The sequence below is a fragment of the Nocardia sp. NPDC004718 genome (assembly GCF_053601535.1).
The window spans coordinates 16913-33600 of the sequence record NZ_JBSGCA010000002.1 but is presented as its reverse complement, the minus strand read 5'-3'; the positions used below and the strand labels follow the sequence as shown (position 1 = coordinate 33600).

Below are 16688 nucleotides of genomic sequence, written 5' to 3'. Positions count from 1 at the left end.
GCCGGCCGGGTCACGATCGGCGTGTCTGTTCGGTCGCGGGGCTGTGCCCAGACCTCCGCGACGGCGGCGAGAGCCGCTCCGAGCCGGATCTCCGCGGCGTCCTGTCGAGCCTGCAGTACGGCCGGCGTCCCATCCCGCAGCCCCTGCTCGTGGGCGGCGTTTGCCTCGGCGGCTTCGTCCCCGCAGGCCAACCATGCCGACAGCTGGTGCGCGAACTGCTCCAGCAACCGCAGCCGTTCCGGTGGGACCTGCGCATCCGTCCGGCGCCGCGCGGCCACCAGTTCATCGATCAGAGCGGGTGCTCGATTCAGCACGGAGTCGTTCGAAACCTCCGCTGTGCTTGCCAGTCTCGCGGCGACAGCGGCACGCAGCGTCCGCAGCTGTTCGATGCCACGGGATTCCGCGTTGTCGGGCTGCCGGTCTGTGGGGGCGTTTTCGGTGGGGCCGAGGTCGATAGGGACGGGGTCGGGTCCGTGGGAGGTGGTCGGCCCGGCGCCTTCCGGCTGATCCGTCTGGCGAGCGGCATTAGCTTTGTATTCTCGGTTTTCGCCGCGGACTTGTTCGGCGTCGTCGAGGAGACCGGATTTCTCGCGATACTCCTCGACCAGCGGGAGTGCGCGGGCCTGGCGGGGGTTCAGCTTGCCTTCTCGCCCGAGTTGCAGCAGCGCCCCCAGCAACCTGTCCACCGCCGCTGCGCTCGACAGATCCGCGCGCCCGTTGCTGAGCTCGAGGAGTTGCCGCCGCAGTGCGTCGACTTCCTGCCGCAACGTCTTCAGTTTTTCCGAATCCGCGACCAGTTCCTGGATTGTGGGCAGTGCGGACGGATCGTGTTCGTTCGGGTTCGTCGACGCTCGTTGGGTGGAAGCCGGCTGTTCAGGCGGTTCCGGTGTGGCGGGGTCCGGCGTGTTGGGTTCGTCGGGGTCGAGGGAGAGGGCGACCGGGGCGATTCGGACGCCGGACGTGGGCTGGCGCCGACTGTCGGTGTCCGTGGGTGGGGTGGACCGGTTCTGCGTCTCGTCGTTCGCGTCGGTGGGATCGGGGTCCGAGCCGGTCGAAGGGTCCAGGCCGAGTCCGGTCAGGTCGATGGCGCCGAGGTCGATGCCGATCGGTTCGGGGGTCTCCGGATCGGATACGGGTGTGTTGGGTGGTTGATCGGTCGTGGTGCCGGGTGCCGTAGGTGGCGGCATGGGCACTTCGAACCAGATGGTTTTGCCCCCGGCGCGTTCCAGGGTCACGCCCCAGGCCGACGCCATTGCTTCGAGCATGCCGAGGAAGAAACCGTGGGTGTCGGCGACGATCCCGGTTTCAACCCATTCGGCGGCTTGGTCATCGGTGAAGGCGGCGGCGCTGACGGTGCCCTGGGTGGTTGCCTCTTGTCGTGCGGGTAGGCCACGGCTGGTATCGGTGATCCCGACGCGAATCGTATTTCGTTCGAGCCGGATCCGCACTCGGGCGTCGCCTTGGTCGGCGTAGCGGTAGACGTTTTGGACGAGGTCGGATACGAGGACGGTCAGGTCGTAGGGATCAGGGTGGCCGGCCTGTCGCAAGCGCTGTCGTACTGCTCGCCGCGCGAGGTACGGGCCCCGTTGCAAGGAGTCCTGCGGTATGAGCAGGTCGAGGATCAGTTCGCGGGGTGGTTGCGAGGGGTCGCTGGTGTCGGCGGTTTCGAAAAACTTGAACCAGACTTGTTTTCCGCTGTCGCGGGGGAGCACCCATCCCCAGGTTTCGGTGTGTGTGTCGAGGAGGTCGACGGCGCGCCACCCGGGGCGGTTGCCGCTCTCGCGCGCCGGCAGGGTGCGGCTGTCGTCGCTGACGTGGATCTCGATCCAGCGTTGGCCTGTTTGTCCGTGGATGGCAGCGGAGATTTCGGGTGTCCCGCCGCCGTCGGCGCGGGCTTGCAAAGCGAGTTCCCAGGCGATGGCGGCGGCCCGGTCGGTGTGTTCGGCGATGGGCCAGTCGGCCAGCGCCCGGTGCAGCGGTTCGACGGCCGCGGCGATGTCCTGCAGACTCAGGCATCGGGTGGCGGTGTCGACCAGGTGACGGAGTTCGGCGGGCGCGTCCGGGCGGCGCGTGAGTGCGCGGAGGTGGTGCAGCGGGTCGCTGCTGATGCGGTCGGTCCATCCTGTACCCGGCTGGGGCAGGCCGAGGATGTGAGCGAGTTCGTAATCGAATTTTTCTGCCCGGCTCTGCCATTCGGCGCGCTGCTCGGGGGTGGTTGTGTCACGGGCGAGCTCCTGCGCCTTGGCTTCATGGGCGAGGCGATCGACCACCCAGCCGGGGAGCCGGGTGAGGTCGGCTCGGTCGGCGGCGTCGCGGCGCTCGGCGTCGGTCATCGATCGCAGTTCGACATCGATCTGATCGAGTACCTGCTTGACCGCGCCGGGCAGGCTGTTCTGCAGGGCCGCAGCGACCTCCGCAGGGGTATGCGTCGCGTTTTCGTCGATCACTCTTGCCGAATCCCGGCTCGGCCGTTGCATGGACGATTCGGTGATGCCGTCCGCGCCTGTCCGGGATTCCGCCGATTCCGAGTCGAGTCCGTCGAGGTCGCCGAGGTCGATGGCGACAGGGTCAGGACCGGACGCACGACCGGTGGTGGGCGAGAGTTGATCCAGGCGGGGCAGAAGCTGGTTGAGCAGGTCGATTTCGGCTTCGCTGATGCCTGAGGCGGCGGCCCTTCGTTCCTCCTCGGCCTCACGACGACCGCGCTCGAAGGCGGTTTCGCCGGGTGGTGGGTGGGCGACTGTGCTGCGTCCAGCCATGTGTTGCGCATGCCCGAATGGCATTGTGCCAGTCGACTGTGCGTCACTCAGCGGTACGGAGGCGGGTATTCCGGCCACGTGCTGTCCGACTTGCCGGACTGTGTTCAGCACGAACGATTTGGCTGTGGCCTCATCCCGATAACCGAGACCGGACACCATGGTCTCGAAGGACAGCCTGCGCGTGAAGACAGCGCGGATGATCTTCCGCTGCCGGTCCGTGAGCGTGCCGAGCGCTTCCTCCAGTTGGTCCGGGGTAGCTTCAGCCAGCGCCCGTGCCAGCCGGACATCCAATCTGTGTTGCTCGGCAACGAGAATCGAAGCCAGACGTCGAGCGGCGGCGACGGCCGGCCGGGCGGCCGCCTCCCGCTGAATCGGTTGCCTTGTACGCAGGTTCGCCAGAGTTCGGCGCTCGGCGGAGGATAGTTGGTTACTTGCCTCCGCGATCTGTTCGGGGGTGGCCTCGGTCAGCACTGCGGCAGAACCCAACTCCCCGGTTCTTGCCGCCAAGGCATTTGCCAGTGCGGAGCGGTAGGCGTTGAATCGTGCCGCGCCATCGTCTCGGGGCCGGTCGCGCCCGGAAGTAGCCGGGCTGCCGACATTGAGATCGATCCCCCTGCACCGCGCCACCTCCAGCATTTCCGCCCAGTGAGCGGTTCCCAACGTGGCCGCCGCCGAACGCATGGCGGCGCCGACCTCACGGCTCGAAAGTGCCAGCATGGTGGCGATCTCGCGGTGTGAATGACCCTTCGCAACGAGCGCGAGCATGTCGATTTCGCGAGTGGTCAGTTCGTAATTTGCTGTTTCAGCACGGATTCGGTTGGTGCCAGCCGATGGATCGGGTTCCTCGCGGCCGGTTCGCGAGGCTCCGGAGGCGACGTGTGGCGAGGCGTCCGGCAGCGGTGACGAGACTTGCTCCGCGCGCGGTATATCCGCGATCCGCAGCACACTGTTCTTTTCCTGCCGCGACAACGAACCTATGTCTCGGCCGTGATGCAGACTGTCCGCCAGCTCGAGAAACACCCAGCGCGTCGTGACACCGATCTGGTCGAGGTGACCCCGGAGTTCGGTGATGGTCAATTCGGCGAGGCGGCCGTACCTGGGATCCGATTCGGTGATGCCGTCGGAGCGCAGCACTGCCAGCATCCGCGCGCGGAGGGGATGGAACCATCTGTGCTCCACTATTTCCCGCGCCGACTCCCGTAATCGTTGGACGACGTCACCGCCCGAGTTCAAGTCCGAGAGCCGGAATACCTCGTCATTGATCTCCAATGCCAGCTGCACGGAGCGCGCAAGCCGTTCGCTTCGCCGTCCGCCTTTCGCTGATACTCCGAGCAGCGATAGCACGTATCCGAACGTGTCGATCCCATGCCGTTCCCTCAGTTCCGCCGGGTTTGCGGGTGGGGCGGGAGCCGCTTCGACCGTATCGGCGCCGGGCAGGATGCCTGCACGGATAGCCACTGCCACCGTCTGCGGCCGGTTGCGGGTGCCGAGTTTCTCGCGAACACGGGCGAGCGCTATATCGACCGCGCTCGCCGAAATCTGGAGGTCGTCCGCGATATCGGCGTTCGTATCGCCGTTCGCGATCCGCGTGAGCAGGTCGATTTCGGCGGTGGTCAATTCGGGAACTTCCACAGCGGTTCGGGTGGCCCCCGGCAGGAGCCCGGAGCGGATGGCGACGGCTGTCATCGCCGCCCGGTTGTGCACGCGGAGTTTTCGGCAGATCCGCATCAGGTAGTCGTCCACGGTGAGCGGGGACAGGCCCAGCGTCTGCGCGATGTCTTTGCTGGTCTCCCCGGTCGCGATCCGAGTGACCACGTTGGTTTCGTAATCGGCCAGCCATATTCGGCCGGTGCCCGGGACGGCGTCGGCAGGGTCGGCGAGCGGGAGGCCGCCGATTCTCGCGGCGGCAGCCACGATTCCAGGACGGTTGCGAGCGCCCAGCTTCCGGCCGGCTCGACCCACCAACTTGTCCACGCTTCTCGGAGAGATCTCGAGATCTTGAGCGATGTCGTCGCTGGTGTCTCCGTTCGCGATCCGCCCGAGTACGTGGATTTCGCGACTGGTCAGTTGGAGATCTTCGCGACCGGGTGTCTCGCCGTCGGCGCGGGGACTGCCGGGGAGGATGCCTGTGCTCAGTGCGATGTACACCGCTTCCGCCCGGGTACGGGCACCGAGTTTCTGGCGAACCTGGGTCGCGTAGATGCTCACGGTCCCCGGGGACAACCCCAACTCCTCCGCGATCTCAGGGCTTGTCATATCCGCGGCCATCAACTCGAGCACCGTGAACTGACGGTTGGTGAGCCCACTATCCGTCTGCTGTGAAGAGTCGGTCGCATGCGTTTCGGCGTCTGCTATCACCTGCTCCCCGGCGTCGACCAATCGTTTGAGCGCACCTGTTTGCACCAAGCTGATCGCTGCACCACGCCGCATTGCGTCCACTGCCTCGGTGACGTGTTTGCGCTGCGTGGCATTCAGCCCGAACCAGCCGTCTACCAGACCTCCCACGATGCCGTGCAGCCATTCGCGGGGATTCGTGCCCGCATCGGCACGCCATCGGTGCGCCTCCGCGATCCGAAATGCCATGCGGTTGAGCTCCTGTGCCACCTGCAGGAGCGGCCGCAAGTCGCGGCCGGTCGGTGAGGCCGGAACCCCGAGCCGGGCGAGCACTTCCCGGAGGGAGGCGCGGCCGTGTCGGTCACGCAGCTCGTTGAACGCCGTCGCATCGCCCTGCCGCGCGCGCTGCAGAACGGTGTCCGGCCCGTCGGAATCGCCGAGGTCGATCGCGACAGGATCGATGCGGGTGCCGGATGTCGTCGCACGGTCGCTGGCCGACAGTGTGATCGCGTCGACCGTTCCCATCGGCCCGTCCGGATGATACCAGAACCCGATCTCGTCGGCCGCACTGCGCACCAGCCGCATGTCATCTTGCGTGCCCGAGCCTTTGACCACATCACGGACAGTGGCCTTGGCCGTGCCCGCTGCCTCGACCAGCTTGTCGCGAGACGGCTGCGGCTTGATCCGCGCGGGAACGAACTCGTCGCCGATCCAGCGCGCCGGACGAACGCGACGCGTCACGAAGTTCGGATCGGTGAGGGCCGCGATGTCCGCGCGGTCGGGCGGTACACCCAACCGGTGAGCCGCAGCCAGGACGCGTTGCGTAGTCTCGCCGTGCCACGGCTTCTTCGCGCCGAACCGTCCGTGGAACACGCTGCTGACATACGAATCGCCCACACCCGCCAGCCGGGCGATATCGGCTCGAGTCGGTTTCTGCTCGGTTTGGCTCGGGCGCAGGGTGAGGTAGCGCTCCGCCAGACGGCGAGTCTGTGGCGCGACGGTCTCGTCGGCGGCCAGCACCTCGGCGTGCGTGCGGGTCAGTTCGTCGTCGGCGACGCCCACCTGCTGCGCCAGCTGGCTGCGCAGCGTGTGGATCTGGACCGTGTCCAGCGGGACTGCCGCCAGAGGTTCGAGAGTGGCACACAGGAATGTCTCACTCGCGGCGACAAGGTGTTCCAGCTCCGGCGAGTCCGTCAGGCTCGTGATCCAGTACAGCTCGGCCAGCACCTCGCCCGTGGTCATCGGCCGGGGCGGGCTCAGGTCTTGCAACCCCAGCAGTGCCCGCAACTTTTGGTCGAGGGCCCGGCGCCGGTTATCGAAACCGTTCTGGTCCAATGGATCAGCCTCAGCGTCGGCCGCATCCTCGAGTCCGGATTCCTCGCCGTCGCGCCGCTCCAGCTCGGCCAGCGCGCCCTCGTGAGTGGCCGCTTCCTGATCCGCATGCAGTTCGAGCTGGGACCGGATCCATCGACTCAGTTCCTGACCGTCGATGCCGGTCACGGCGGTGGGCATGGCCTGTGTCTGTTCCGCGACGAGGGTGAGGGCGAGGCGTACAGCTCCCCGCGTCACCGCAGCGGGTGGCAGCCCGAGTTGCTCGGCCAGCGCGGTCTGGGCCGGGTCCAAGGCCACTTCGGCGGGCTGGGCCGATGGTGACTCGCCGGATCCATCGATGTCGGCGGGGATGGGCGAGGCATCGTGGGAGTCGGGTGTCGACTCTCGGTCGGTATCCGTCGCCGTTGCCCGCCGCAGCGCGTCCGTGACGCGCGCCTGCAACTCCGGGTCCGGGGCGTCCGCGGGGTCGTCGACGGCGATACCGCTGTGCAGTGCCCAGGCGACCAGCCCGGCGGTGTCGTCGATACCGAGTTTGGTGCGTAGGCCGCGCCGGATGTACTTCACCAACGGCACCGAGAGGCCCAGCTCTGCCGCAATAGCCGGGTTCGTGAACCGCCGGGCCACCAGGCGCAGGACACTGGTCTCCTGCGGTGTCAGACCGACGTCGGCCGTCGGTTCGGGTATCGGTTGCGGGTGTTCGGCCGACCATGCCCGCTGCGCCGCCATCAGGAGCACGGCCCGATCAGGGGTTCCGAGCTTCACCGCGATGCTGTCGAGTTCATTGATCACCGTGGCGTGCGATCCGCCCAACGTGCGAGCGATCGCATTGAGCGACAAGCCTTGTGCGGCCAGCCGCAGCACCTCGGGTTTACGCCCGGTCAGTTCGGAGGGGCGGGTGGCGATCCGAGATCGGAAGGCGCGCACCGTGGCCCAGGACACCGCTGCCGGATCACGGCTCGTCCCCGGCAGCGACTCGGCGAGCGCCTCGAGCCGCTCGCGCTGCGATGACGGTTCTCGTCGCTGCGCCGACACCCGGATCCGGCCGCGCGCACCGATCTTGTCGGCCAGTTGCCCCAGCAAGGGATCCAACCGGCTTTGCGGCATGTCGAGTGCGGTGGCGAGGGCGTCGGGTGGCGCTCCTTCGGTGACCAGGTGGAGCAGGAGCGCCTCGACTTCGCTCAGTTCGACGGTCCGCGCCTCTGCGCGAGGCGACTGGAGGCTACGCGCCCGGGCGGCGAGTTCCTCATGATCCGAGGTGCCCAGCTTGGCCTGGATATGGACCCGATAGCCCCGTGCCGTAGCTGCAGTAACTCCCAGCTGGTCACCGATCGCCTGATCCGTGAGACCGGCCGCAACCAGGTCGAGAACCTCGCGTTCGCGGGGAGACAGGTCGACGTCCTTCCGCGTTGCCGCGGTGTGGGGATCGCCAGGCTGGAAGGCCCCCTGTCGCTGTGCCGCCAGCAGACCGGGCAGCCTGCCCTCGACACCCAACCGGCCGGGGAGCGCGGCCATGAACGTCCGCACTCGATACCGCGTCGTCGCCAGCTCGGTAGCGATTTCGCGATTGTCCAGGCCGTTCGCCGCCAGCTGGAGAATGGCGACCTCGTCCGGAGAGAATTCGACGTCGATGTGCGGGCCGGATGGTTCGTCCAGCCATCCCTCCCGATCTGCCGCGAGGACCGCGGGAATCACACTCGGGCAGCGGAGTTTGGCACACGCACGGCGGGCATAACTCTGGACGGTTTTGTGCGAGATGCCCATAAGCGGGCCGATTTCGGGGTACAACAGGCCGCGCGCACTCAGGCGCAACACCTCGAGCTCCCGGAAGGTCAGCCCGCCTCTGTCGGGGATCGCAGCGTCGGATTCGGTCTGATCTGGCTGGGGAACAACCCGTGCGGGAGATTCCCCGGATGTCCGGACGCGAGCGACTGCCGAGGCGAATTTGCGAATCGCAGCCCATAGCAGAGGGTCCATGTCCTCGCCGGGATCCGGTAGCACCGCTGCGGCTGTCCGGTCCGACTGGCCCGGCCAGAACTGGCGCAGTACCCGCTGCTGGTTCGGGTCGAGCCCGGCCTCGCGGAGAGCGCGCCGCAGATCCTCGGGGTCGGCATCGGCCAGGGCGCGAGCTACCGCATCGCTCCGTTCGATCGACGGGCCGGCGGCGTAGATCGCCAAGATCTGCCCCCGGAAGCTGTCGAAAGCAGCACGCCTCGACGTCTGGGCTGAGCGAGGCAAGTCCGGAACGGGTTGCGTCGGGTCCGGCTGCACATTGTCGGGGTCGCCGAGGTGGATCGGGGCCGGGACAGCTGCCCGCGCGTGGGACCGACTGTGCTGCTGCCAGAACTCCGGTGGCAACGCCGACCTGTCGTCAGGTCGCGGTTCGGGCTTCTGCGCGGTGCCGTCCGGGGTCGATGTGACCGTGGCGCGGTGCTCCGCCTGGAGCCGGTCCAACTCATCGAGCACGAAACCGGTGTCCGGATTCAAATATGCGATTTGCTGTTCCGCGTAGTCGGCGCGCGCGGCGGGGGACATAGCGCGCCATCTCGCGGCCAGGGATGCGGACGGGCCGTTCGAGGCGATGCTCGTGCCGAACTCCGATGCAGCCGGGACCGGACCGCGATAGTCCGCCTGCACCAGGGCATTACGCTGTTCGGCTTCCCGCAACACCTGGAAATACGGAATGTCACGAAGCAGGGCCTGCAGTACGTAGGCGGGATGTGTGCGATCGGCCGGTGCGGTCCTGCCGAACGCATTGTTCGCCTCGGCCAGGGCTTCCGCGGGATTGAATACCGCGAGGTCACCCATTTTGGGCTCGTAGGTGCCCATTTCCGGCCCCTGCGACTCTTCGCCCGCACGTGTTCGGTTGTATTCCTCTGCCTCCTTCAGCTTCTTCCTGCTGCTGCTGTACGAATCGAGCTGCCCCAGCCAATCGTCGAAATCGAGGTCCGGCGCCAGCATGCCGGCCTTTTTGAACTCGGCGAAATGCGTGTACAGGAATCCGAATGCCCGTGCCTCTTTGGAGTCTTCGTAGTCCTTCCCCTGGACGGCTCCGTCTCGTAGGTGGGCAATCGGCTTCTCGTCGTAGAGCCCCTTCCGCGCGGCTCGATCCTGCAGATGGCCCATCTCGTGACTGACGGCGTCGTACGCTGGATCGCCGGTCGGGGCCATCAGGCGGCCTGCCTGCACCGCCTTCCGCATGGTGTTCCGGAATCTCTCCGGGTCACCGAAGAGGTTCTCGTTCAGGACCATGAAGGTCGGGGCGTCCTTTTCGATGCCTTCTGGAGTCCAGATACAGGCACCGGTATTGCCGGCCATGGCGGCGACCAGTACGACGTCGAGCTTGATCTCCTGCCCTGCCGCGAAACCGTCGACAATCGCATTCCTGATCGACAGAGCCGTGTCGACGGAGATCTCCGGCTTGTCCAGACCGAGCACCTCGATGTCGAACTTCTCGAACAACTTCCGGGCAATGGCCTGCTTGGTCTTTCGATCGGCCTCGGCCGTCCGCGCGGAGTCCGCACGGTCGCGGTTCACGGCCGAGGGTTCCCGTTGCCGGGCCGTCGAATCGGCCGCCCGCACTGCGATCTCCTGCGCGACCCATCCGAAGAGGGTGACCTGAGCGTCGGTGAGGTCGTCGCTGCGGGATCTGGGATCGAGCGCTTCGTTGACGAGTCGGCGTACGGCGGGATTCAGGTGATTGAGGCTGTCGAGCCACGTGTTTCGCGCTTCGCTGAGCAGCCAGCCGCCGATGTCGATGCCCGGGGGGACTTGCCAGCCACCGGCGTCGGCGGCGCCGAGCGTGGCCCGGGCGACGGCGTGCGCCAGGAGCTGAATCCGCGTGGGTGGGGTGCCGTGCTCAGAATCCCCGCTGAGTACGGCACACATGGCCTGGGCGGTGGCTGGGCCGAAATGGCGGTCCAAGGCCTGCGCGGCGGACCGGTCGCCCTGCTGCGCCCGCTGCAATGTCTCGGTGCGGTCGCCGGGAGGCAGCTGGTCGAACGGGACGGTGGTGCCCGCAGCGGCCGCCAGGACGGGCTGGGTGGTCGGCACCTGCGCGACCAACTGGGCGACGGCCGCGGTGTGCGCGTCTTCGAGCCGGTGTCCTTGCTGCAGCACCGTCCCGGCGTCGGTGACGAGTTGGCGCTGCGCCGGATCGAGTTGATTCAGGCTGGTGTGCAGAAGATTTCGTGCGGTCTCGCGCACGTGGTCGGCGACGTCGGCGCCGATGGGGATCCCTTGCGACTCGACCTGATCGAATGCCGCGTCGCGGACGGCCTGCGCGACCGGCAGCAACGGCGCGGCCGCCTGTCCGCCGGGTGCGTCCAGCACCCGCAGGAGGTGGCGGAGGGTGCTGTCGCCGTGCTCGTCACGCAGGTTGGGTGCGACCGGTGGGTTACCGGAAGCCAGGTTGGATGCTGCCTCGGCGGCGAGGCCGGCGACGGTCGGGGCGGGGGTGCCGTTGTGAGTGGCGGCAGGTGTGTGCGCGGTCGCATGCGGAGCCGTGGTCCCTGCGGATCGGGGAGGGGGTTGCTGGGGTTGCTGGGGCGCGGTGCCATGTGCGTCCGTGGGTGGGGCGTTGGCTTGGTTGGCGCTCGCGTACTTGGAGGCGAGCTGATGCTGCTCGACGGCGTCCTTCATCGCCGGGACGGCATGCTTCCAGAGATCGGACTCGGCGTTTCGCAGCGCCGTTTCGGTCCTGTTGAGTTCGATGCGCGTCGCCTCGGTGTTGAGGGCTTCGTGCTGTTCCTGGGCGGCCCGGTGGGCCTTGACGGCTTCCGTGTACTGGACGATCTGCTGTGTGACGCCGTGGTCGGTGACCCGGCCAAGAAAGTCCTCGGGGGAGACGTAGTGCACCGCCGAACCCGGGGTGCCGCCGTGCTCCCGGTCGTCGCCGGATCCGCCACGGGCGCCACGACCATCGACCTGGTCGTTCACCCGCTCGGAGTACGACGGCCCGCCGCTGACCTTGACGTCGACACCGCCGAGATCGATCACCTCCTGCGACGGTGTCGGGTCGGCGCCGCGGCCTCCGTCCTTGTTGGTGATATAGATGGTGCCCTTGTCCCCGAATTCCTCGATCTTCTGCCTGACCAGGGCCTCGGCGTCGGCATTGCTACCGCCGTGCTCGGCGTAGAAATCCGCATCGACCACCTCGAATTTCAGCTCGAAGTCCGCGCCGTGTTCGTCCTTCGCCGCGGTGCGGAGCAGGTCGATCAGTCCGATCCGCCCGGCATCCGGGTCGCCCCGGATTTCGCCGTTGTCCATGCACACGACCCACTGCGCACGGCCCGTTTGCTCCCCGTCGACAACATGTGCGTCCCGCACGATGTCGCGGGCCAGCTGAGTGAGTTTCGAATGGGTGTTCTCGTAGAATTTCGGCGGTTCCACGACGCGTTGCGATGTATAGAACGTCGGAAGCTCCGGCACCGGCCCCACGCCGTACAGGTCGTAGGTGATGCCCTCGACGCCCTTCATGGTCCCGGACAACCCAGACGGATCGAACAGCAATTTGCTGCCGATCAACTGCTGATCCGACATGCGCAGCGAATGTTCCTGATTCGCCCGAACCGGCAGCCCTTCCTTGATGTCGACGAACTGACCGACGTCCTGCCAGCGCACCTCGGTCAACTTCGTCTTGTCCCACAACGGCTTGTCGTTGGTTTCGTGCGCGAGGACGCCGATCTTCGCGCCCTCGCCTTCGTCCGCCCGGGTGATGTAGTGCGTGCCCTTCTCCAGCCCCCAGCGGGCGTTGGCGGCATCGGCGTACAGCTTCAGCTCCGAGGCGGTGACCGGTCCGCCCGCCACCTTCTCCAGTTTGGCCACCGCCGCCGGGGTCGTTTCCGCGGCCCACATGCCCCGGGTGTGCTCCGGCCTCTTGAAATCCGCTGCCGTCAGACCGTGTTCACGCTCCGCGGTCGTCAGCCGATTCCAGATGCCCTGCAATTCGGCGCGCACCTCGGGTGGGGCCTCCTCCGCCGCCCCAGGGGAAAGTACGCATTCGGAATTGCCGTCGAAGATGGTGTCGAATTCGTCGACGGTGAGCTTGCCCGCCGGGAACGGGTCGTACCGGAGGTCGAGACCGTGGTCGGATGCCGCGGTATCCAGCCTTTCCTTGATCAGATCGATAGACGGTTTCGTGTTGAGGAAATCCCGCAGTGCCGTCACCTCCTGGTCAGACATGCCACTGGCCGCGAGCTCGTCCATCATCGAATCCGCGACCTTCAACGCGCGGAACAGGTAGTCCTCCTTCGTGCCAACGACGATCCGGCTACGGCCGGGTACCGGATCCGGCAGCGGATCGTCCTGATCCATCCGGACCACGTCGATCCCGGTATCCGACTCCGGCCGCGCCACGAATGCGTGCAACTCACCGGCCAGCTCACCGGCGAGCAGATCACTACTGGTCCATGCGTGTGCGGTGCCGTGGTCGATGGCGTCGGACATTTTCTTCATCACCATGACGATGGTCTTGCCCTCACCGGTCTTCATATCCACCGGACCGTGCTCGAGCAGCAGGAACGCCGCGGCCTGCGTCTCCCGCACGAGCCGATGCCGGTCGTCACCACGGCGAATCCATTCCGTCATCGCCGCGACGCGCTCCTCCCTGGATCCCCGCACCATCGTGTCGGCCAACGACTCCGGCGATGCGTTCGCCAACGGGCTCGTACCGTCGGCCGTACTGCCCGGCTTCCGCAACTCCCCGATCGCGCGACCGGCATCCAGGGCCGTGCGTACCCGCTCCTGGGCGACCACATCGAACACGGCGTCGCGATCGGTGAGCACCCCGGCCTCGTAGTCGTTCATCAGCGAAACACCCGCGTTGTCCGAGATTTCGACCAGGTCGTGGGCTCTGGCCCGGGCTGCGGCGTCATGCTGGGCCACCGCCGCCTCGTACGCGTCCCGGCACTCGGCCAACCTCGCCTGAGCCTGCCGGAGTTGTTCCTGAGCGGCCCGCGCGGCTTCGACCTGCACCCGATCCTCCGCAGTGCCCCGCCCGAACAGCTCGCGTATCTCGTCACCGAGGCCGACGCGGGTGGCCCGCTCATGCTCCTCCGCCACCCGTACGGCCTGCTCCTGCCGCTGCAACTCGGCATGGGCGGCCCGCTCGCGCTCGGCCGCCCCTTCGACACGCTGCCGGTGGTGTTCGCGCACCAGCTCGTTCTGCTGCCGCTCGGCCGCATTACGCTGCTCTACTTCGGCTCTCGCCCTCGCACGCGCGTCCGCGGCGGGCTCTTCGTCGCGAGCGGTGGGCGGGGCATCCGAATCGTCCTGTGCGCGAGCGGGTTCGGGCTCAGGCGGTGGCGCATCCGCCCCGTCGGGGGCATCGGATCTAGTCTTCGCTTGCTGCTCACTCGCACTGTCGTCGCTCGCTCGACCGCCAGGGACATCCTCTCCGCTGGCATCGGACTCACCGGGCTTCGGTTTCGATGGTCCCGCCTCGTCGACTACATCGGGATGACCTTTGGCCTGTTGCCCTTTCGCGCTGTCGTCGGCCGGGGGTGCGTGCTCCGGTGCATTCGCCTCATCCGGATGCGTGGCTCGCGCGGTCTCGTCACCTGTGGTGCCGTCGGCCGTGCGACCGTGCTCAGACTCCGGTTCGGCGGCCTCGGACGGTGCGTTCCGGTTGTCGTTGTCGGTGGCGCGGGCGGCCGCCGACCCTGACGGGGCATGGCCGTCCTCGGCCTGCCCGCGCGCTCCTTCTACCGGTTCGACGGCGGGAGGGCGCTCCGCCGCAGCGTTCTTCGGGGCCGACACACGTGGCGGCCGACTACCTCCGGCAGCAGCGGGCGAACCACCGGTAGCGGGTGTGCCGGGCTGGACGCCTGCGGCCGGTCGCGCCGGACCGCCCGACGGCTGCGCGGCCTGCCGCTGCGGCCCGGCCGCGTCCACGAACCTGTCCCCGCCGGGGGAGCGCGGACCGGAATCACCGCGCTGCGGAGCGGGCGACAGGTCGGTGGTGATCGTCATGGTCGGGGACACGTCGCGGTCCGATGACAGGCCCTCGGCCGAATCCTTCTGCGCCGCCGCCGGTACCAGCTCGGGCACGGCCGGTTCGGGATCGGTGGCCACGTCAGGAACCCGTTGTGCCACTTGCTCCTCGGTCGCCGACACGGTCGCGCTCTGTTGCGCCGATGCGTCGTGCGCGTCGGCCGTGACGGGTCGCGTACCGGCTTGCTCGTCCGCTGCGATACCTCGTTGCCGAACCGATGACGACGGCCCGGCCGCCGGATCGTCGCTTCGGGCATCCGCGACGGCGCGGCCTCCCGCGGCCGCCGGATCGTCGCCTCGGGCATCCGCTACGGCGCGGCCTCGCGCGGCCGGCCCCTCGCCCGCCGTGTCCCGGCTGCCGGGGTGCGGGCGGGCCGTGGCGGCGGCGTTGTCCGCCACCGCGGCGTGCTCTGGCGCGGAAGGCGGCTCCGACGAGGTGTTTTCGGGACCGACCCGGTTGCCGTGAGCCGACCCGGGCGCGACATCGGCCGGTCGAGCACTGCCTTCGCCGGTATCCGCGGGGTGTGGTCGCACCGAGTGGCCGGGTCCGGCTGCAGGGTGATCGTGTTCGGCGGTCTGCCGTGCTGTGCCCGCGTTCTCGGCGGTGCTGTTATCCGAGTCGCGTAGTGCTGGAGGCAGTTGCCCGTCGACAGGAGCTTCAGCGGCGCCGACGGTCTCGGAATCCGGTCGTGCGGCGGGAGCGTCCCGTGACCCGGGCGCCTCCGCCGATGTCGGATCCGTCCCGATACTCGGCACGCCGACCGGGTTGACGGTGGACGCGATGGCGGCCGCGGGGAAGGTGACGGTCTTGACGGGATTGACGTTGTCGATCAATGCGCCGGGCATGCCTGCGGGTGGTGCCCAGTCCATGCTGTTGTTCGGGACGGAGAACGGCTGCTCCGGAGGCGGCTTGTACTCTTTCGGCGGCGACACATCGGGCGGTTGATTGCCTCCCTCAGCCTTCGGCGTTGTCCCTGTAGGGGACGCGGGGGCCGGCTCCGCGGGTGTGGCAACGGCGTCGGAAGGGGGCTTGACAGACTTGACCGGGTTGAGGTTGTCGGGCGACAAATTCGGCACGTTCGCGGGCTGCCAGTCGGCATTGTTCAATGGGAGTGTGGGGCGGACCGGGGCGTCCGCGGTTGCCCCGGTTTGGCGCAGCAGCGCCACAAGATTGTCGATCTGTTGTTGTTGATGGGTGTGGGAGGTGTTGTTCGGATCGAAGTCAGCGGTGACGATGCCATGCGAGCGCAGTGCGTCGACGAGCGAACCAGGCGACGCTTCGCGCCTGGTGACAACCGGCGCGGCAGCGGGGTCGGCAGTTGTGTCGGGAAGTGGTGCCCGGCTGCGCATGCCCTGTGCCGCGAAGGCTGCCGCGCCGATGAATCCGCTACCGATACCGGGGATCAGGCCCTCAGTTAAGGCCTTGCGGCTGAACGGCTGGTCCGACAGCGCAAGCGAGACGGCGGTGCCGCCGAGAGCGCCGACGGCTCCGGCTCCGGCGCCGACCATGGTGGTGCCGGCGAGCTGCAGGGCCACCCGTCCCACGGTGCTGTTGGCGTTTGCGCCGATGGTGGCGACCTTCGGCCCTGCCCAGAGTCCGAACAGCATGCCGAACAAGCCACCGACAGCGCCGGCGGCCGTGGCCACGCCGACCGACGTCCAATCCATCTGTTCACGGTCGCCCTTGGCAACCTGAACCGCTTGGGCGCCGGCTTGGGTGCCGCCGCCCATTGCCACCCCCATCACGACTCCGTTGCGCAGCAGCACCATCGAGCCGCGTTCCGCGGCCAGTTCCGCACCGCGTCCGGAAAGGAATGCCACGAATCTCATCCACGCGCGCTGCGCCGCGGTCCGGGTCGCCATCTGTTCTATAGCGGCCTGGATCGGACCACCGGCCACGAACATCAGTGCGCACCGGGCCAGCTGGAGAGCCAGGATCACGGCCATGCTGATGATGACCATCTTCTGCAGCTCGGTGGCGTTGGCACTCTCGTAGAGCTGCCTGGCGAGGCTGTCGCAATTGGTGGCCTGCTGCCGGAAGCGATCGGCCGTGCGCCGGTGCTTGTCGGCGATCGCGGTGACGGTGTCGCCGTGTGAGCCTTCGGGCGGCTTTGCCTTGGCTTCGTGATATTCAGCCCGCTCACGACACCATTCGGCCTTATCCGACCACGCATCGGCGGCGCGTCGTTCCGCGTCCTCGTCGCCCAGAGGGAAGGACCCGGCTACACACATCACTACGGCCGGGGGCAGCCAGGCCGGCAAACGCAGCGTCAT

At 67.8% G+C, this 16688-nt stretch carries 1 protein-coding gene (cut by a window edge); it reads right to left on the bottom strand.

Annotated elements, in window-relative coordinates; genetic code table 11:
- Positions 1-16688, bottom strand: the 5' end (the start) of a protein-coding gene (locus tag ACWEH3_RS02290; RefSeq protein ID WP_452358255.1) for a LuxR C-terminal-related transcriptional regulator. The gene continues 20623 nt to the left of window position 1, outside the view; only the first 16688 of its 37311 coding nucleotides appear in the window; its start codon is at positions 16686-16688; its stop codon lies beyond the left edge, outside the window.